Raw genomic sequence first — 18,232 nt, forward strand, 5'->3', positions numbered from 1 at the left:
GGGGTCTCCTACCCCCACCATCGGAGACACCCCATGCTTAACATCCCTTCGCTGCAAGAAAGCGTCAGCCCCGAAGAATGGCAGCTGCGCTGCGACCTGGCCGCGTGCTACCGGCTCGTTGCGCTGTACGGCTGGAGCGACCTGGTCTTCACCCACATCAGCGCCAAACTGCCCGAATCGGTGTCGGGTCCGGGCGAGCACCAGTTCCTCATCAACCCCTACGGCCTCATGTTCGACGAGATCACGGCATCGAGCCTGATCAAGGTGGACATGCAATGCAACAAGCTGCACGACTCGCCCTTCCCCGTGAACCCGGCCGGTTTTGTGATCCACAGCGCCGTGCACGAGGTCCGGCCCGAAGCCGGCTGCGTGCTGCACACCCACACGCGTGCCGGTGTGGCCGTCAGCGCCCAGAAGGGCGGCGTGCTGCCCATCAGCCAGCAAAGTACCTTCGTGCTGGGCTCGCTGGCGTACCACGCGTACGAGGGCGTGGCCTTCCGCGACGAAGAAAAGCCACGCCTGCAGGCCGACCTGGGCGAGGCCAACTTCCTCATGCTGCGCAACCACGGCCTGCTCACCGTGGGCAAGACGATTGCCGACGCGTTCCTGTCGATGTACACCTTCGAGAACACCTGCCGCATTCAGATCGACGCGCAGGCAGGTGGCGAGTTGATCGCCGTAAACCCCCAGATCGTGAGCGGCGTGGCCCAGGCCATGCGCGTGCAGACGGGCGGCCTGGGCGGCGCCTTTGCCTGGCCTGCACTGCTGCGCAAGGTGCAGCGCGACCTGCCAGGCTGGAATACCTGAGACGTCCTACAGCCCCCGACAGCGGGCGCACCAGAAAGCCTTAACGGTGTCAACGCTGATGCCGAGGGTGACCACAAGGCCGATCTGGTTGTGCGAGTTGAGCGGGAGGGTGCCTGGAAAGATGGGCCACCCTTTGCCAGATAGGCCGTTGAGCAGGAGCGCCCGTATGATCGTCCGGGATGCGACACCTAGCTGAGAAACGCTATCTAATTGATAGCTTCTTGCGCTTGATGATTAATCGCTGTAGCCTGATTTGGCTTGAAGTGCATGAATGCCAGGGGGCAAGATGCAAGACTTGACCCCGGCGCCCGCTCTCTCTTCTGCCTGCAAGTGTTCGTATCTCGTTCCCATTTGCGTACATTACCCTCGGTGAGGGTGTTGCACTTCAGATTTGAAACCGCCCTCCAGCACTCCGCACTCATTTACAGAGAGACACCGTCCTGGACAGCTAGCTCTCCTGCTACGCGAATGTAGTCTCCAATATTCAGTTCCAAATTAGACTCAAACTGAGCTTCAATTTGATCATTTTTTTCAATTTCAATTAAATAGGTATCCGAGGATATCTTCCCGATAACTTCACCGATCACAATCGCATGAGGCGACCCATAAGCGTCTTGGCTCATCGCGTTATCAGCCCTGCCTTCAAGCACCCTATGATCGGCGATAAAAAATAATCCAACTTTCAATTGAACAGGCTCATCCATCTTTAAATAAATGGACGACTGCCCTGGCTCTAAATATTCATTTGGTTGGACAAGATTGCACCAAACCAATCGATCGTCCGTCTGAATTGATAAGAGTCGCTCATATCCGTCGACGTCAATGCTCTTAATTTTTCCACTAATTTTCATGACATCACTCCATTTTCATAAAGGTCTTTGGATCGCTTGGCATGATTGTCTGAAATTTCCCATCTTTCACGATAACAAGAACACCTTTATTTAAATTATCGACACCTTTAACGAAATAAATGGATTTCCCATTATCTAAGTGTCTTGCTTCACCATTTTTAACCACTGATTCGGCGGCATTGGTGAATGCATCAAATCCTTCTTGAGACTTACCAAAAGTCCCGGCTTCCAATCCAAGTCGGGTCTCAAGCGATGGAATACGTTCAGGAAATTTTTCCCAATAGCCAGCAAAATGCTTTACGCCCTGGTTAGTGCCATTTTCAAGAGTCCCCCATTGGTTGCTCGATGGACGTTCTAAGATCAACTCTGACAGCGACCTACTAGCTCCTCTTGCGGCAGCATCCCCTGCGCCTTCGGCCACAACACCGCCAATACCCGACCCCGCCTGAGGCCCTCCATCCGGCGTCTTGTCCACGGCCCCCAGCGCATTGTCAACTCTGTTGCCAAGCCCATTGCCGATACCTCGACCCAGCACACCACCTATCGCCACCCCCGTCTGTGCATGCAGCCCTTCTTCCGTTGCAAAGCCGGTGATGTCATTCATCACCTCTTGCCCCCACCCCCCGCCTGCAGCAGCGTCCAACGCTGCGGCTCGGGTCCACAGGCCGTTGTAGATGCTGTCCCGCCGGAAGTCCTCTCCCATGCTCGCTCGGTACTGCGCGGCGGCGTCCCGGTACTCCTGGGCACTGTAGCTGTCGACGGGGCTGTGAGACATCTCCACCAGTTCCGTGAAGCTGTACTGTGGTGGTTGTACCTCTGTGCTGTTGCGATACTCGATCTCTTGTCTGCGAAAGTCCTCTGGCAGCATCGGCTGCGCAGTCTCCCGCACCTCGGTCTCTGACAGCATGGGCTCGCCGTCGCTGCTTTGTGCCAGCGTGCTGGTGGTGCCGTTAGGCCAGATCAGTTGGGCGGGCTCTATGTAAGCGCCACTGTCATCAAAGTAACCCGCATCACCCACTGTTCCGATGGGGGCGGACGCGACCTGGATGCCTTGCGACGATGGCAATGTGGCGGGGTTGGCAAATGCCTCAACCCACTGCGCCGTCTGCGCATCCACCTCACTGGCCCCCAAGTTCTTCACCCAGTCGCTGGAGGGCTTGTCTTGCGCTTGTCCCTCATTCCCCACCTGGCTTTGACCTTGCCCCTGCACTGCTCCTTGCCCCTTTCCTTGCGCCCCCTGGAGCCCGTCGCCCAGCACTCCGCTCAGAAACTCGCCCGCAAACCCCGCCGCCGGGTCGTTGGTGCCCGCAATCTTCAATGCGCTGCTGGCAGCTTTGCTCAGGAGCTTGAGCACGCTGGCCTGCTCGGGGCTGATGTCCTTGAGCTCGCCGATCTGCTGATTCAGATGGTCTCCCACCCCTTGCGCGATGCTGGCCAGGGCGCTGTTCATGAAGCCGTCTTTGAATTTGCCGCCCGTGGCTTCTTGCAGTAGGCCTGTGAGGCCCGCCTTGCCCAGGTGTGCCAGGCTGCTCTTGGCCAGGTCGGCGCTGCCCAGCATGTCCTTCAGGCCTGTGTATTGCATGACGCTGCCTGCAATGCCTCCCGTCAGGGCCGATCGCAGCAGGTTGCCGAAGTCGATTCCGCCGGTCATCACCGTCTGGGAGATCGCGCTGCCCATGGCCCCCATGGCAGCGCCTTGAACGAAGGTGCCAGCCCCTGCCTGTGACAGCAGGGTGCCCACAGGCGGCAAGGCCACCATGCACATCAGTGCGCTGAATGCGACGGGCAGGGCTTTGTCCAGAAAGCCCGTCGGGGCCTGGATGTTGTCCGCGCTGGTGCTCCAGCCGTTGACGGGGTCAAACCACAGGTATTCCTTGTTGATAAGGTCTGCGCTGTGTTCTGGGCTGAGTTGGGTGTAGTCCCGCAGCAGGCAGGCGTCGGGCAGGCTGGGGTCGCTGCCGTAGGGCTGGCCCTGGGCGAGCCTGAAGGGGCCTAGTGTGTGGTAGCTGGGTTCGCTGTGGGCGTCACCTTCCCTGCCCTCATGGAACACCAGGGGGTCTTGGCCGTGCATGTCGGCAAAGGCGCGTTGGGCCAGGCTGTCGCCTTGGGCGTAGTGGCGCGAGAACGCTGCGGGGTCCAGTGTCCAGCGCCCAGGCTCGGCGGTCTCGCCTTGCCCGGTGCCAGGGACCCATTGACTGCCCGGGGTGTCGGGGCCGGGGCTCTGGGTGGCTTGGTCGAGTGCGTGCAGGTATTCGTTGCGCACGCCATCCTGGGCTTCTTGCAGCTGGGTCAGGCGCGCGCCCAGGTCGGGGCCAAAGCGCGCGAGGATGCCTTGGCCGACGTTGGTGTCGGTGTTCAGCGGGCGCAGGGGCGGGCCGAACTGGGCCACCATCTCCTGGTTGGCGGGCTCGGCCAGCAGCAGTTCCAGGGCAGCGATCTCGGTGGGGCTGGCGTTGGGGGCTGCTGCCTGGGCGCCGGCAGTGCCAGTGGCTGGGTTCTCGGGAGTGATCTGCAGGGGTTTGGTCTGCACCAGGTCGATACCGAGACCTGCTGCGTTCTCCGGGGTGACCGTAAGGGGCTTGGTGTGCGCAAAGTCGATGCCCAGGCCTGCTGCGTTCTCAGGGGTGACCAGCAGAGGCTTGGTCTGTGCCTGCACCATCAGGGCCAGTGTGGTGCTGGGGGTGTGGTCGGTGGGGGCGAAGAGGAAGGTGCTGGCCAGGGCGGGGTCAGCCTGGGGGTTCTGGGGATCGGGCTGGCCATAGCCGCCTGGGCCGCTGTCGGTGAAGGCGCTGGCGTTGTCCTGGGGCTGGTCCGGGAAAAGCCGTGCGCTGCCAGGAGCGGGCAGGCTGGTCAGGTCGCCAGGGGCGGGAGCGTAGGTGGAGGCTGAGGGGGCGACTTGCATGGCGCGCGACTGTGCCTACAGGCATCAGCGCGCGAAACTGGGAAGGCTCCTAGCTAGGAGTGTTCCTAGCTAGGAATGACCCCTACATGGGACAGGCCGGTGGGAGCCGTGGGGAATGAAAGAAATATGGCCGCAGGGGCCGTGGAGAGCGCGCAAGCAGCTATGGAATCAGGAGCGGTCTGCACGCGGGGAATGCAGGAGGTGGGCTGCGCGGGTTACAGACTTTTACCAGGGTGAGGGCTGCAGAGGAATGACCGAGGCCACCACGCACTGTCGGCCGACATAAAAACAGCGAAGCGCATAGCATCGACAGCTTCACCGTTTGTCACTCTTTCACGAATTCAAGGACCGATCCATGAAGCTCTACTACTCCCCCGGCGCCTGCTCCCTGTCTCCCCACATCGCCCTGCAAGAGGCCGGCCTGGCCTACACCCCCGTGCTGGCCAGCACCAAGAGCCACAAGCTGCAGGATGGTACCGACTACTACACCATCAATGCGCTGGGTTACGTGCCCGTGCTGGAGCTGGACAACGGCGAGCGCCTGCGCGAAGGCCCGGCCATCGTGCAATACATCGCCGACCAAGTGCCCGACAAGCAACTGGCCCCCGCCAACGGCACCCTGGCGCGCTACCGCCTGCAGGAGTGGCTGACCTTCATCGGCACCGAGCTGCATAAGGGCTTCAGCCCCCTGTTCAACCCCGCCACTCCCGAGGACTACAAACCCATGGTGCGCGAGCGGCTGCTGCAACGCCTGCAGTGGGTAGATGGCCAGCTGGCGGGCAAGCAATACCTGATGGGCGACCAGTTCACCGTGGCCGACGGTTACCTGTTCACCGTGACCAACTGGACCCAACCCACCAAGCTCGACATCTCCGGCCTGGCGAATCTGGCGGCCTACCGCGAGCGTGTGGGTGCACGGCCTGCGGTGCAGGCGGCCATGAAGGCAGAAGGCCTGCTGAAATAGGGATACCCCCTGAGGCGCTGCGCGCCTTCCCCCCGCTCTCGCTACGCGGGCAGCGGGACAACGCCCTCGCTGCGGGACGGCCCTTGCTCGGCGTTCCTGGCCTAGGCCCCGCCAGTATCGATTGGGAGCACGTAGCTCGACGCGCGGCCAAAACCCCAGTTGCGCTACAGCGGCTTCTGCCGCCACGCCACCAGCGCCCCCACCCACAACGCGCAGGCCGAGAAGACCAGCCCGCGCGCCAGGCCTCCAGGGCCATCGGCAATCCAGCCCACCACCGTGGGCCCCACGATCTGCCCCGCCGCAAACACGATGGTGAACGCGCTGATGCCGCTGGCCCACAGCGCCTGCGGCAGGTTGTGCCGCACCAGCGCCGTGGTCGATGCCACCACCGACAGGAACACCCCGCCAAACAGCAGCCCCGAGGCCAGCACCACCGGCCACGCGCCCGTGATGGCGGGCAGGATGGTGGCCACGCCCAGCAGCGCATTGAGCCGCGCCAGTGCCTCCCCGCCCCGGCTGCGGTCCAGCAACCCAGCCCAGATACGTGACGACAACACCACCGCCAGACCCAGCAGGGCGTAGAACAGCGTCACCTCGCCCGCACCCCGGCCCTGCTCGCGCAGCAGCGCCACCACAAACGTCATATAGCCGATGTAGCCCACGCCAAACAGGCCATAACCCAACAGCGCAGGGGCCAGCGCCCGCCAGCGCACGCGGTCGGGCACTGCAGCCTCCGGTGTGGTCCCGGGCGCGGCGGCCACGGGTGCAGCCAGCCCGTTCAACGCACGCGCAGGCCACAGCAGCACCGCCGTGGCCGCCATGCAGGCCAGCGCCAGCACCCACCACGCCCAGGTCCAGCTGTGCGGCGCAGGCGCCACGCCCAGCACCGCAGGCACCAGCAAGGCCGACAGGCTGATGCCCCAGCCCGTGCCGCCGTAGTACAGGCCCAGCAGCAAACCGCTGCGCCCCGGCACCTGGGCGCCCAGGCGTGCCGCCAGCAGGCCCCCCGCAATGAACACCAGCGCACTGGCACCACCGGCCAGCAGGCGCTGCACCAGCAGGGGCGCTGCCTGCGTGAAAAATCCGCTCAGGCCCATGAACACCGTGGCCATCACCGCACCTGCCACCAGCACCGTCCCCGGGGCCACGCGCCGCAACAGCAGCGGCGTGGCAAGAGCCCCCAGCAGATAGCCCAGCGCGTTCACCGTGTTCATGCCGCCCGCCAGCGTGTACGACCAGCCCAGGTCCTCCCGCATGGGCGGCAACAACAAGGCATAGGCAAACCGCGTGATGCCCAGCGAGATAGCGGCGCCCATCGACAAGGCCACGGCCAGCCACAGGCTGCGCAACGGGGAGACGAACAACGGTGCGGAAGGCGGTGGCAAGGGCATGGCGGTCCATTCTCGTGCAACAGCCCCCGCGCCGCTGGCACGACAGTCAGCGGACCGGGCTAACACAAAACCTGTGCCCTTGTTGACGCAAGTGTGCTGCACGTTTTGCGCTGCAGCATTAAGCTGAAAGGCTGCTTTTCTTGCACACAGCCCCTCAGGACACCCTCACCATGACCTCTTTGTTTGAACCCACCCGCGCGGGCGACCTTCAGCTGGCCAACCGCATTGCCATGGCGCCCCTGACGCGCAACCGCTCGCCCGAGGCCATCCCCACCGACCTGGTTGCCACCTACTACGCGCAGCGCGCCAGTGCCGGCCTCATCATTTCCGAGGCCACGGCCATCAGCCCGCAAGCCCAGGGCTATGCCGATGTGCCCGGTCTGTACGGCACCGAGCAGCTGGATGGCTGGAAGAAGGTGACCCGCGCCGTGCATGACGCCGGCGGCAAGATCGTTGTGCAGCTGTGGCACGTGGGCCGTGTGTCGCACACCGACCTGCAACCCGGCAACGCAGCACCCGTGGCGCCCTCGGCCGTGCAGGCCAACACCAAGACCGTGCTCATCAAGGACGGCGTGCCCACCTTCACGCCGACCTCCATGCCCCGCGCGCTCGATGCCGAAGAGATCCCCAGCATCGTGCAGGACTACCGCCACGCCGCACGCAACGCCATTGCGTCGGGCTTTGACGGTGTGGAGATCCACGCGGCCAACGGCTACCTGATCGACCAGTTCCTCAAGACCGGTGCCAACCAGCGCACCGACGACTACGGCGGCAGCATTGCCAACCGCGCCCGTCTGCTGCTGGAAGTGACCCGCGCCATCGTCGAGGAAATCGGCGGTGGCCGCACCGGCATCCGCCTGTCGCCCGTCACCCCCGCCAACGACATCGTCGACGCCGACCCCCAGCCCCTGTTCGACCACGTGGTGCGCCACCTTGGCCCACTGGGCCTGGCCTACATCCACGTCATCGAAGGCGCCACCGGCGGCCCGCGCGAGGTGGAAGGCCGCCCCTTCGACTACGCCGCCCTCAAGGCAGCCTACCGCGCAGCCGGTGGCAAGGGCGCCTGGATGGTCAACAACGCCTACACCCGCGAGCTGGCCGATACCGCCCTGGCCCACGGTGCCGACATCGTGGCCTTTGGCCGCCCCTTCATCGCCAACCCCGACCTGGTGGCGCGCCTGGAGAGCAACGCCCCGCTGAACGAAATCAACCGCGCGACGCTGTACGGAGGCGGTGCTGAGGGGTACACCGACTATCCAGCCTTGGCAGCGGGCTGAACAGCCCTGTCCACCAAGCGGCAGTCTCGCCACACAACGGTGGATACCGGCGCGCCCCAAGCCAGGGCCGCCGCGCAAGGGCCGCCCCGCCACGCTGGCGGCGTCCCCCTTGAGGGGGAAGGCGCCGCAGGCGACTCAGGGGGGGCTTCCAAGCCCTATCGGGCTGGGCGCCCGCATCACGATCCGGGTGAACAACCGGTCATACGCCGCATCGCGCGGCTTGCCCGGGGCCAGCGGGTTGGTGTTGCTGGCAAAGGCCGCATCAATGGCCACCCAATCACCGGGCTGCAGGCACTCCTGCGCCGCCGGCAGGACCACGGTTTCCTCGGTGCGCATGTGCTCCAGGTAAAAGCGCACATAGCGCTGCAGCGCGTCGGCGAAGGCCTCGCGGCGGCCATCACCCATCAGCTCCCAGCCCAGCAGCAGGTGCTGCAGCTCCCGCACCGCTGCCTCGCCACCTTCGTGGTCGCGCTCCAGCTGCGCAATGGCCTCAGCGGCCTGGGGCGCGCGCTCGGCCACTTTGGGGAAAAGCCACTGCGACTCTTTGGGGTGGTGCTGCCTTTCGGGAAACTCGTCGATGTAGAACAGCATGGCCCGCATCACGTCAAAGAACGCGGCAGGCGCATCGCCCGGGCCCTGGTCCAGCATCAGGCGCAAGGAATGGAGCACAGCCGCAAGCGACGCATGCTCTTCGCGAATGGTCCGCAGGCTGATCGACGGCATGGTGCACTCCCCAGGGTGATACGGGGTTTCAAGATTGCCACGATGCGCGCCTACACCGCCTGACGCAGATCAAGAGATACCGGGGCTGCCACGCCGGGGGCCCCAAGACGCCTCACCCATCCGAGGCCAGGATCATCCGGTCCGTCAGCTGCGGCCCTGATACCCGATCCTCAAAGGCTGTTGCGCAACTGGATGATGGCGGCACCGACCGCGCTGGAGGCCTGCGAGAACGGGGTATTGCCCGCCAATGCCTGCTCGGCGTCCGCGTAGTTGCCCCGGTTGATGGTTTGGGCAATGGCGCCTGCCACTTCATGGAAGTCGCGGTGCTTGTCCACCAATGACTGGAAGGCAGGCAAGGCGCCATAAGACCCCTGTCCTTTGCCATGCAGCCAACGACCCAGCTCGCAGCAGTCATCGCGCCTGATCGTGTCGGCATCAAGCTGCTGATGCTTCTTGGCGGCATCGCGCAACTTGGTGCGCCACTGCGCATGGGCCTTGATGGCCGAATCAAGGTCAACACCCTGGACGGATGGAGCCGCCAGCGCCATGGATGTACCGTGCTGTAGGGCGACGGTCTGCCGCACGCCGACGGAGTGCTGGTCGTCGGCCAGATGGAACTGCTGCACCACCTGCGATAGCCGCGCGGCCTGCTCGCGAAGTGATTCGGCGGCAGCAGCGGACTCTTCCACCAACGCCGCGTTCTGCTGCGTCATGCGGTCGATCTCGCCCACCGAGCCATTCACCTGGCCGATGCCGGCCGACTGCTCGGACGCCGCTGCCGTGATCTCGCCAATGATGTCGCCCACGCGCTGCACACTGCTCACGATGTCCTTCATGGCCGTGCCCGCTTCTTCCACGTGGCGCACGCCACCGTCCACGGCCGTCACGCTGTTCTGGATCAACCCCTTGATGTCGCTGGCTGCTGCGGCAGAGCGCTGCGCCAGGCTGCGCACTTCGCTGGCCACCACCGCAAAGCCCCGGCCCTGTTCCCCCGCGCGGGCGGCCTCAACGGCAGCGTTCAGCGCGAGGATGTTGGTCTGGAACGCAATCGAGTCGATCAGGCCGATGATGTCGCCGATCTTGCGGCTGGAGGTGGAGATCTCGTGCATGCTGGCAACGGCCTGCTGCACCACGCCACCGCCGTGCGTGGCCATCTGCGAGGCCGAGGCCGCCAACTGGTTCGCCATCTGCGACGACGACGCCGTCTGCTGCACCGTGGCGGTCAGCTGCGACAGCGAAGACACGGCCTCCTGGGCGTTGCTGGCCGTTTGCTCGGTGCGCTGGGACAGGTCCTGGTTGCCCGTGGCAATCTCCTGGCTGGCTGTGGCGATGTTGCCGCTGGCATCGCGCACCTGCGCCACCAGCGCGCCCAAGCCCTGCTGCATGTCGCGCAGAGCGCGCTGCAGGTCGGCCACTTCGTCCTTGCCCTCGGCCGCAATGTGCTGCGAGAGGTCGCCCCCCGCAATCGCCTGCGCCATCCTGCGGGCGTCTTCCAACGGGCGGCAGATGGAGTTCATGTTCATCAGCGTGGTGGGCACCACCACCACCACGGTGATCAGCACGGCCAGCACAAACAGCCACTTGGTCTGGTCAGACACCTCGCCCTGCTGCTCCACCGACTTGGCCACCTCGGCGCGCAGTACGGAATCAAGCTCGGCCATCAACTTGTCGGCCTCGGCAAACTCGGCCACGGCCTTGCCGCTCATGCGGTTGGCAATCGTGGCCGTGTCATAGCCGCTGGCCTCCAGCTGGCGCGCCACGTGCGCGAACAGCTCGCGGTAGCTGTCCAGGCGCTTGACAATGTTGCGCACCACGGGGTTGTCAGAGTCTTCCTCGCCTTCCAGGAACTTGTTGGCAATCTTCTTGGCCTTGTCCTGACTTTCCAGCCATTTGGCGTGCGCCGCTTTCACCGCCTCGGGCTTTTCATAGCCAATGATCATGTCCTTCTCGAACTGGCGAATGGCCCCCATCTCGCCCCGCAGCTCGGCCATGTAGCCCACCTCGGCAAACGAGTGGTCCATGAAGTCCTGACTCATGTTGTGGATGCGGAACATGCCCAGCATGCCCGCGCCCCCCAGCAGCCCCAGCAGCCCCAGCACCACGCCAATGGCCCCCAGCATGCGCAAACGTATGGTGAACTGCCGCATGAGCGAGAAGAGATTCATGATCTGTCGTCCTTCATATATTGGTATGCCTGTGCGCCCGTCGCACCTCCCCCGAGGCCACGGATTCGCAACAAATCGTTGCAGTTTGCCAGACATCGATGACCGTGTTGTACGTATTTATCACATGCGCCACCGCTTGAGTAAGAGGGCATTCGCCATCACGCTCACCGAACTCAGCGCCATCGCAGCCCCCGCCACCACCGGGCTCAGAAAGCCCAGGGCCGCCAGCGGGATGCCCGCCACGTTGTATGCAAACGCCCAGAACAGGTTCTGCCGGATCTTCATCACCGTGCGGTGCGAGATATCGAGCGCCGCTGCCACCAGCATCGGGTCGCCGCGCATCAGCGTGATGCCCGCCGCGTGCATGGCCACGTCGGTCCCATTGCCCATGGCCATGCCCACATCCGCAGCCGCGAGGGCTGGGGCATCGTTAACGCCGTCGCCCACCATCGCCACTTGATGGCGCTTGCCATCAGGCCCTTGTTGCAATGCAACCACCTTCGCGGCCTTGTCACCCGGCAGCACCTCGGCCATCACCTCGCCCGCGTCGGGGTCCAGCCCCAGGCGCCGGGCCATGGCCTCGGCCGCGCCGCGGTTGTCACCCGAAATCATCACGGTGCGGATGCCACGCGCCTTCAGTGCCGCCAGCGCCTCGCGCGCACCGGGCTTGGGTTCATCACCAAAAGCCATCAGGGCCCGAAGCGCTAACCCTTCCGTCACGCGCTGGGCCACAGCTGATACGGTGGCCCCCTCGTTCTGCAGCTGCTGTGCCCGCACCGCGAGCGCACCCAGGTCCACCCCCAGCTCCTGCATCCAGCGGAGGCTGCCCACCAGGTAGCTCTGGCCTTCCACCTCACCCTCAGTGCCGCGCCCAGGCACGGCGCGCACGTCCTGCGCGGTGGCCACGCGGATCTGCCGCTCGCCCGCAGCCGCCACCACTGCACGCGCCAGCGGGTGTTCGCTGCCGCTTTGCACCGCAGCCACCGCCGCCATCACGGCCGCATCGTCGAAGCCTGGCACCACCTCAAACGCCGTTAGCCGAGGCTGGCCCACGGTCAGCGTGCCGGTCTTGTCAAAAGCCACCACATCCACCTTGTGCGCCAGCTCCAGCGCCTGCACATCCTTGATCAAAATGCCGTGTTTGGCCGCCACGCCCGTGCCCGCCATGATGGCCGCCGGCGTGGCCAATCCCAGCGCACAGGGGCAGGCAATCACCATCACGGCCACGGCGTGGATCAGCGCGGCCTCCATGCCCACGCCCATCCACAGCCAGCCCAGCAGCGTGACCACCGCCACCACCAGCACCACGGGCACAAACACGGCCGACACCTGGTCCACCAGCCTCTGAATCGGCGCCTTGGCCGCCTGCGCGTCTTCCACCAGCCGGATGATCTGGGCCAGCACCGTCTCGGCGCCCACGGCCGTCACCGCCATCACGATGCGGCCATCGCCGTTGATCGAGCCCCCCGTCAGCGCCGCGCCCACATCACGCGCCACGGGCAAGGGCTCGCCCGTCAGCATGGATTCGTCCACCTGCGTGTGGCCCTCGTGCACCGTGCCATCCACGGGGATGCGCTCCCCCGGCCGCACCACCAGCTGGTCGCCCACCAGCACCTCGGACACTGGCACATCCACCTCGCCCTGCTGGGTCAGCAAATGCACTACATCCGGCCGCAACGCATGCAGCGCACGGATGGCCGCCGTGGTCTGGCGCTTGGCGCGCGCCTCCAGCCACTTGCCCAGCAGCACCAGCGTGACCACCACGGCCGAGGCCTCGAAGTACAGATGCGGCACATGCCCCGGGTGGTCCGTGGGGGCCGTGAGCCACAGCCACATCGACAGGCCCCAGCCCGCGCTGGTGCCCAGCGCCACCAGCAAATCCATGTTGCCGCTGAGCGCCTTGGCCGCATGCCAGCCCGCCTTGTAAAACCGCGCCCCCAGGATGAACTGCACCGGCGTGGCCAGCACAAACTGCACCCAGGCGGGCAGCATCCAGTGCTGGCCGAACAGGTCACCGATCATGGGCAGCACCAGCGGCGCCGACAGCAGCAGGCCAATGCCCACGGGTAAAAAGCCGGCCCAGGGCGACAAGTCCTCCGGAGCATCCTCCTGCCCCGCCGCACGCGGCTCGTAGCCCGCATTGCGCACCGCGCGGCGCAGGACCGCCTCCATGGCAGCGGCGTCGGCGCCCACCTGCGTGACAAAGGCAATGCGCGCAGACTCGGTCGCCAGGTTGACCGAGGCCTCCTGCACGCCCGGCACCTTGCGCAGTGCACGCTCCACACGGCCCACGCAGCTTGCGCAGGTCATGCCAGAAATGCCCAGGTCCAGCGAGTGCACAGACCCGGGCGCGGTGTTGGGGGGGGTGGTGATGGTGTTCATGGCCGGGATGCTGATCCTTGACGTGATGGCAAGGTCAAGCATTGATCTTGATCAACCCTCACACCATGAGTGTCTTGAGCGGTGTTTGACTCTGCCACGATGTCAAGCTTCAACATTCACTTGGGTCGCTTCAACGGCCCTCTTGAAAACCAACCCGAGGACACCCCATGACAACCACCACTACTTTCCAAGTTCAAGGCATGACCTGTGGCCACTGCGAACGCGCCGTCACCCAGGCCGTGCAGCAGGTAGACCCCGACGCCCAGGTCCGCATCGACCGCGCCAGCGGCAAGGTGGACGTGGACAGCAGCGCCCCACGCGAAGCCCTGGCCGCCGCCATTGCCGAAGAAGGCTACACCGTCGCGGCCTGAGCGCCGCGCCACCACGCACCCAGCGAGGGCCACACCATGACCACGCCCCATTCCCCTGATACAGCACAGGCCCCGCGCACCCGGGCCACAGCGCCCCGCCCCATCGCCTGGCCCGTGCCCATCGGCGTCGCTGCCAAGCGCGCAGGCATCTCGGCGCGCATGGTGCGGCACTACGAATCGCTGGGCCTCATCAACGGCGTCGCGCGCACCGACAGCGGCTACCGCCAGTACACCGAGGCCGACGTGCACGCCCTGCACTTCATCCGCCGCAGCCGCGACCTCGGCTTTTCGATGGAAGAAATCGCCGAGCTGCTGGGCCTGTGGCACGACCGCAGCCGCGCCAGCAGCCAGGTCAAGCGCATCGCCCAGCAACACATCGACGACCTGAGCGAACGCATCGCCCAGATGCAGGCCATGCAGCGTAGCCTGCAAACGCTGGTGTCGTGCTGCAAGGGCAACGACCGGCCGGACTGTCCAATATTGGATGACCTGGCGGCAGGGCAGGCGGAACACAACCCCCCCAGGGCACAGCGCAAAACGCTACCAAATCAATAGCATTTAGCGCTTATCCATAAAGCGCTAGAGGCCAGTTTTGCTTAAAATCCGACCCACCGAGGCACATCAGCCCCCGCTGGGCCGAACAGCGGTATTGGCTTTGCTGCTCGCCGCCCTGCGTTTGGGGGTGGGCACGGCGGCGGTGTTCAGCGCAGTGCTGTCAGCTGGCCGCCGCAACACCCCGTCACACAGCGTCGCAATGCACTGCTGTGCCACCTGCTCGGCCGTGTACTCGCCGCCGGGCTGGTACCAGCGGCCGATCCAGCTGAGCGCACCTGCAATCACAAAGGCCGTGATCTTGGGGTCGCAGGGCTGGATCGAGCCCTCGGCCACGCCCTCAGCCACTAGGCGGCGGAACTCCTGGTCGATGGCGGACTTGAGGCGGCGCAGCTCCTTGCGGCTTTCGGGGGGCACCTGCTCGTCGCCCACGCGGATCAGGCACATGCCGAAGTCCATGGTGACGATGCGCGCATACACCTGCATGCAGGTCATGAGCTGGTCGATGGCCTTGCCGCCTGCGGCGCGGGATGCGTCGATGCCTTCGAGCATCATCGCCAGCCCCTTGCCCACGCACTGCAACAGGATCTCGTCCTTGTTCTTCACGTAGTAGTACAGCGTGGGCTTGGTCACGTTCAGGCGCGCGGCGATGTCGTCGAGCGAGGTGGCGTGAAAGCCGCGTTCATTGAACAGCTGGGCCGCCGCCTGCAGCACGGCGTTGCGCTTGGCCTCACGCTGTCGTTCGCGGTGCGAGACAGGAGCCCAGGGCGAAGCGGCGTCGGGCGCGTCTTCGGGCCCGGGGGCCGGGGCTGCGGATGAGGGCTTGGGGGCCGCGCGCTGGGGGCTGCTGCCGCTGCTCGTGCTGCTTTTGCTGCTGCGTCGGGTCGATGCCGCTTTGGCCTGGGGCATGGGGGGCGATTCCTCGGGAAAGTACGGATGCTGAATGGGGTGGCGGCTTCCAGAATCTACTCACGAGTAAACAGTTTACGCACAAGTAGGAAATTTCTGCAGGGTCTGCAAGAAATTTCTGTTCAGAAGCTGCGAACAACCCGTATTAGAAAGCCAATGGAGACAACCCCTTCCGGCCCCGCTGCTGCTACGCCCCTGCTCCAGGTGCAGGGGGTGACCCTGGCGTTTGGTGGCGTGAAGGCGCTGACCGGCGTAGGGTTCGATGTGTTGCCCGGCTCCATCACCGCCGTCATCGGCCCCAACGGTGCGGGCAAAACCTCCCTGTTCAACACCATCTCGGGCTTCTACCGGCCCAGCCAGGGGTCCATCCGCTTTCAGGGGCAGGACATCACCCGCGTGCCCGCACCGCAGCGCGCCAAGCTGGGCCTGGGCCGCAGCTTTCAGAACATTGCGCTGTTTCGCGGCATGACGGTGCTCGACAACATCAAGCTGGGCCGCCACGCGCATCTCAAAACCAACGTGCTCCAAGCGCTGTTCTACCTGGGCCGCGCGCGCCGCGAAGAGGCCGAGCTGCGCCGCGACATCGAGGAGCGCATCATCGACTTCCTCGAAATCGACCACATCCGCCACGCGCCCGTGTCGGCCCTTCCCTACGGCCTGCAAAAGCGCGTGGAAATGGCACGGGCCCTCGCCATGCAGCCGCAGATCCTGATGCTGGACGAGCCCGTGGCCGGCATGAACCGCGAAGAGACCGAAGACATGGCGCGCTTCATCCTCGACGTGCGCGAAGAGTGGGGCGTGACGGTGCTGATGGTGGAGCACGACATGGGCATGGTGATGGACCTGTCCGACCACGTGGTGGTGCTCAACTTCGGCCAGGTCATCGCCCAGGGCACACCTGCCACCGTGCAGGCCAACCCTGAGGTCATCCGAGCCTACCTGGGCGCGGGCGATGTGGGCGACCTGCGCGCCAAACTGCAGGCCAGCAGCCGGTCCCCCACCCTGCAGGGAGCCACATGATGGACTGGGCCTACCTGTTTGAAATCAGCCTCACGGGCATTGCGGGCGGCGGTCTCTACGCGCTGGCCGCGCTGGCCTTCGTGATGGTTTACAAGGCCACGCGCGTAGTGAACATCGCCATTGGCGAGTTGCTCATGGTCGGCGCCTACCTGTTCTTCACCTTCGCCGCCACGTTTGCGCTGCCGCTGTGGCTTGCCATTCCGGCTGCCGTGCTGGGCACAGGCCTGCTAGGCGCGGTGATCGAGCGCACCATGATCCGCCCGCTGCTGGGCGAACCTCCCATCTCGGTGTTCATGGTCACCGTGGGCCTGGCTTCCGTGCTGGTCGGCCTGGTCGAGATGATCTGGACGGCCGACCAGCGCCGCCTGCCCGAGTTCATGCCCAGCCAGCCCATCATGGTCGGCGACGCGTTCCTCGCACCCAAGGTGTTCTGGGGCGCGGTGATTGCCATCGTGTTCATCGCGGCGGTGCTGGTGGTGTTCCGCTTCTGGCGCGGTGGCGTGGCCCTGCGCGCCACGGCGAGTGACCAGGCGGCTGCGTACTCGGTAGGTATCAATGTGCCGCGCGTGTTCTCCCTGGCCTGGGTCGCGTCGGCCATGCTCGCCGCCATCTCCGGGATCATCGTCGGCTCGATTGGTGGCATCTCGTCCAGCATGGGCGTGTTCGGCCTGTCGGTGCTGGTGGTCGTCATCGTGGGCGGGCTCGACAGCGTGCTGGGTGCGCTCATTGGTGGCGTGCTCATCGGTTTGATCGAAGCGCTGGCCGGCGCCTACCTGGGCGGCGAATACAAGCTGCTGGCCACCTTCATCGTGCTGGTCGCCGTGTTGCTGGTGCGGCCCTATGGCCTGTTCGGCACCCACGAGATAGAGAGACTCTGATGCGCATCGGGACCCTCAAGGAAACCTACATCGCCGACGCGGCGCTGTTCGACTCGCGCACGCAAAAAGTGTGGCTTGCCGTGGGCGCCGCGCTGCTGGTGCTGTTCCCGTTCATGGCCAGCGACTACTGGCTGTACCTGGCCTGCCTGGTCAGCATCAATGTGGCCAGCGCCACGGGCCTCAACATCCTCACGGGCTATACAGGGCTGGTCAGCCTGGGGCAGGCGGCCTTCATGGGCCTGGGCGCCTACACCGTGGCCGTGCTGGAAACCAAGGTGGGCACGCCGTTCATCCTGAACCTGCTGGCAGGCGGCTTTGTGGCGATGCTGGGTGGCATCGTGGTGGGCATCCCATCGCTGCGCGTCAAAGGGCTGTACCTGGCGATTGCCACCATTGCCGCATCGTTCATTGCGCACTTCATCTTTGCCAACTGGAAGTTCACTGGCGGCACAGGTGGCTTGAGCGTGCCGCCCGCCAAGCTGTTTGGCATGGCGCTCGACACCTCGTTCCGGCTGTACTGGCTCATCGTGCCGGTCACCCTCCTCATGCTGCTGGGCGCGGCCAACCTGTTTCGCACGCGCGTGGGCCGTGCGTTCATCGCGATTCGCGACCGCGACATCTCGGCCGAGGTGCTGGGCATACCGCTGCTGCGCTACAAGCTACTGTCGTTCGGGCTCTCGTCGTTCTATGCGGGCGTGGCAGGCGGGCTGTGGGCGTATTTCTTTCGCGTGGTCACGCCCGAGAGTTTTCCGCTGCTCATGTCTATCTTCTTCCTCGCGGCCATCATCGTCGGCGGCATGGGCTCCATCCTGGGCGGCATCCTGGGCGCGGTGTTCATGACCATGGTGCCCGAGCTGCTCAAGCTCGTGGTGGGCCTGCTGCCCGGCGGCAGCGAACTCACCGTGTTCCTCTCGCCCGTCCGCACGGTCATCTTTGGCCTGCTCATCATTGGTTTTCTCGTCTTCGAGCCCCATGGCCTGGCCGAAGTGTGGCGGCGCATCCGCCGTTTTTTCCATCTCTGGCCTTTCCGCAACTAAACC

General features: G+C 65.0%; 15 protein-coding genes and 1 pseudogene. 8 read left to right on the forward strand and 8 right to left on the reverse strand.

Annotated elements, in window-relative coordinates:
* Positions 1–33 precede the first annotated feature (33 nt).
* Positions 34–807 carry a class II aldolase/adducin family protein gene (locus LPA35_RS11215; protein ID WP_228897036.1) on the forward strand — a complete coding sequence of 258 codons (774 nt, stop codon included), beginning with the start codon at positions 34–36 and terminating at the stop codon, positions 805–807.
* 422 nt (positions 808–1,229) lie between these two features.
* Here the strand turns inward: LPA35_RS11215 and LPA35_RS11220 are convergent, their stop codons facing one another.
* On the reverse strand, positions 1,230–1,658 hold the full coding sequence (locus LPA35_RS11220) for a hypothetical protein (protein WP_147433278.1): 429 nt from the start codon (positions 1,656–1,658) through the stop codon (positions 1,230–1,232).
* Positions 1,659–1,662: 4 nt separating this feature from the next.
* Positions 1,663–4,560 (reverse strand): hypothetical protein, encoded by a 2,898-nt coding sequence (locus LPA35_RS11225; protein WP_228897037.1) that lies wholly within the window; start codon positions 4,558–4,560, stop codon positions 1,663–1,665.
* 355 nt (positions 4,561–4,915) lie between these two features.
* Between LPA35_RS11225 and gstA the strand changes: the two genes are divergently transcribed.
* On the forward strand, positions 4,916–5,524 hold the full coding sequence (gstA, locus tag LPA35_RS11230) for a glutathione transferase GstA (protein WP_121421762.1): 609 nt from the start codon (positions 4,916–4,918) through the stop codon (positions 5,522–5,524).
* A gap of 164 nt (positions 5,525–5,688) precedes the next feature.
* On the opposite strand, the gene LPA35_RS11235 is transcribed toward gstA, so the two are convergent.
* Complete coding sequence (locus tag LPA35_RS11235) at positions 5,689–6,915, reverse strand: YbfB/YjiJ family MFS transporter (RefSeq protein WP_228897038.1); 1,227 nt, start codon at positions 6,913–6,915, stop codon at positions 5,689–5,691.
* 170 nt (positions 6,916–7,085) lie between these two features.
* Between LPA35_RS11235 and LPA35_RS11240 the strand changes: the two genes are divergently transcribed.
* On the forward strand, positions 7,086–8,192 hold the full coding sequence (locus LPA35_RS11240; RefSeq protein ID WP_228897039.1) for an alkene reductase: 1,107 nt from the start codon (positions 7,086–7,088) through the stop codon (positions 8,190–8,192).
* Positions 8,193–8,327: 135 nt separating this feature from the next.
* Here LPA35_RS11240 and LPA35_RS11245 read toward each other — a convergent pair whose 3' ends face one another.
* The 4 genes and pseudogenes from LPA35_RS11245 to LPA35_RS11260 all read right to left on the reverse strand — a co-directional run bounded on the left by LPA35_RS11245 (position 8,328) and on the right by LPA35_RS11260 (position 13,462).
* Complete coding sequence (locus LPA35_RS11245) at positions 8,328–8,915, reverse strand: hemerythrin domain-containing protein (protein WP_121421759.1); 588 nt, start codon at positions 8,913–8,915, stop codon at positions 8,328–8,330.
* A 170-nt stretch (positions 8,916–9,085) separates the two neighbouring features.
* On the reverse strand, positions 9,086–9,463 hold the full coding sequence (locus LPA35_RS11250) for a CZB domain-containing protein (RefSeq protein ID WP_228897296.1): 378 nt from the start codon (positions 9,461–9,463) through the stop codon (positions 9,086–9,088).
* 54 nt (positions 9,464–9,517) lie between these two features.
* Positions 9,518–11,080 (reverse strand): annotated as a pseudogene (locus LPA35_RS11255) (methyl-accepting chemotaxis protein); the annotation flags it as partial.
* 120 nt (positions 11,081–11,200) lie between these two features.
* Positions 11,201–13,462, reverse strand: a complete 2,262-nt coding sequence (locus LPA35_RS11260) for a cation-translocating P-type ATPase (protein WP_228897040.1) — start codon at positions 13,460–13,462, stop codon at positions 11,201–11,203.
* Positions 13,463–13,629: 167 nt separating this feature from the next.
* Between LPA35_RS11260 and LPA35_RS11265 the strand changes: the two genes are divergently transcribed.
* Both LPA35_RS11265 and cueR read left to right on the forward strand, forming a co-directional pair.
* Complete coding sequence (locus LPA35_RS11265; protein WP_228897041.1) at positions 13,630–13,833, forward strand: heavy-metal-associated domain-containing protein; 204 nt, start codon at positions 13,630–13,632, stop codon at positions 13,831–13,833.
* Positions 13,834–13,869: 36 nt separating this feature from the next.
* Positions 13,870–14,388, forward strand: a complete 519-nt coding sequence (gene cueR, locus LPA35_RS11270) for a Cu(I)-responsive transcriptional regulator (RefSeq protein WP_228897042.1) — start codon at positions 13,870–13,872, stop codon at positions 14,386–14,388.
* A gap of 66 nt (positions 14,389–14,454) precedes the next feature.
* Here cueR and LPA35_RS11275 read toward each other — a convergent pair whose 3' ends face one another.
* Positions 14,455–15,294 carry a TetR/AcrR family transcriptional regulator gene (locus tag LPA35_RS11275; protein WP_228897043.1) on the reverse strand — a complete coding sequence of 280 codons (840 nt, stop codon included), beginning with the start codon at positions 15,292–15,294 and terminating at the stop codon, positions 14,455–14,457.
* A gap of 156 nt (positions 15,295–15,450) precedes the next feature.
* Between LPA35_RS11275 and LPA35_RS11280 the strand changes: the two genes are divergently transcribed.
* The 3 genes from LPA35_RS11280 to LPA35_RS11290 are packed head-to-tail and all read left to right on the forward strand — an operon-like array spanning position 15,451 to position 18,229.
* The gene (locus LPA35_RS11280) at positions 15,451–16,314 is read left to right on the forward strand and encodes an ABC transporter ATP-binding protein (RefSeq protein ID WP_228897044.1); all 864 of its coding nucleotides are present in this window, start codon (positions 15,451–15,453) and stop codon (positions 16,312–16,314) included.
* The gene (locus LPA35_RS11285; RefSeq protein ID WP_228897045.1) at positions 16,311–17,192 is read left to right on the forward strand and encodes a branched-chain amino acid ABC transporter permease; all 882 of its coding nucleotides are present in this window, start codon (positions 16,311–16,313) and stop codon (positions 17,190–17,192) included. Before LPA35_RS11280 ends, LPA35_RS11285 begins: the two co-directional genes overlap by 4 nt.
* Entirely contained in the window at positions 17,192–18,229 is a 1,038-nt protein-coding gene (locus tag LPA35_RS11290; protein ID WP_228897046.1) for a branched-chain amino acid ABC transporter permease, read from the forward strand. Before LPA35_RS11285 ends, LPA35_RS11290 begins: the two co-directional genes overlap by 1 nt.
* The last annotated feature ends 3 nt before the right edge of the window (positions 18,230–18,232 follow it).

This window comes from Acidovorax sp. Leaf73 (assembly GCF_916855635.1).
GTDB classification, from domain to species: Bacteria; Pseudomonadota; Gammaproteobacteria; order Burkholderiales; family Burkholderiaceae_C; genus Acidovorax; species Acidovorax facilis.

Coding starts and splice junctions, on each gene's coding strand:
- LPA35_RS11275 (WP_228897043.1), bottom strand. CDS start 15,294: ATGCCCCAGGCCAAAGCGGCATCGACCCGACGCAGCAGCAAAAGCAGC.
- LPA35_RS11290 (WP_228897046.1), top strand. CDS start 17,192: ATGCGCATCGGGACCCTCAAGGAAACCTACATCGCCGACGCGGCGCTG.
- LPA35_RS11245 (WP_121421759.1), bottom strand. CDS start 8,915: ATGCCGTCGATCAGCCTGCGGACCATTCGCGAAGAGCATGCGTCGCTT.
- LPA35_RS11250 (WP_228897296.1), bottom strand. CDS start 9,463: ATGGCGCTGGCGGCTCCATCCGTCCAGGGTGTTGACCTTGATTCGGCC.
- LPA35_RS11285 (WP_228897045.1), top strand. CDS start 16,311: ATGATGGACTGGGCCTACCTGTTTGAAATCAGCCTCACGGGCATTGCG.
- LPA35_RS11280 (WP_228897044.1), top strand. CDS start 15,451: ATGGAGACAACCCCTTCCGGCCCCGCTGCTGCTACGCCCCTGCTCCAG.
- LPA35_RS11260 (WP_228897040.1), bottom strand. CDS start 13,462: ATGAACACCATCACCACCCCCCCCAACACCGCGCCCGGGTCTGTGCAC.
- LPA35_RS11240 (WP_228897039.1), top strand. CDS start 7,086: ATGACCTCTTTGTTTGAACCCACCCGCGCGGGCGACCTTCAGCTGGCC.
- cueR (WP_228897042.1), top strand. CDS start 13,870: ATGACCACGCCCCATTCCCCTGATACAGCACAGGCCCCGCGCACCCGG.
- gstA (WP_121421762.1), top strand. CDS start 4,916: ATGAAGCTCTACTACTCCCCCGGCGCCTGCTCCCTGTCTCCCCACATC.
- LPA35_RS11225 (WP_228897037.1), bottom strand. CDS start 4,560: ATGCAAGTCGCCCCCTCAGCCTCCACCTACGCTCCCGCCCCTGGCGAC.
- LPA35_RS11215 (WP_228897036.1), top strand. CDS start 34: ATGCTTAACATCCCTTCGCTGCAAGAAAGCGTCAGCCCCGAAGAATGG.
- LPA35_RS11265 (WP_228897041.1), top strand. CDS start 13,630: ATGACAACCACCACTACTTTCCAAGTTCAAGGCATGACCTGTGGCCAC.
- LPA35_RS11220 (WP_147433278.1), bottom strand. CDS start 1,658: ATGAAAATTAGTGGAAAAATTAAGAGCATTGACGTCGACGGATATGAG.
- LPA35_RS11235 (WP_228897038.1), bottom strand. CDS start 6,915: ATGCCCTTGCCACCGCCTTCCGCACCGTTGTTCGTCTCCCCGTTGCGC.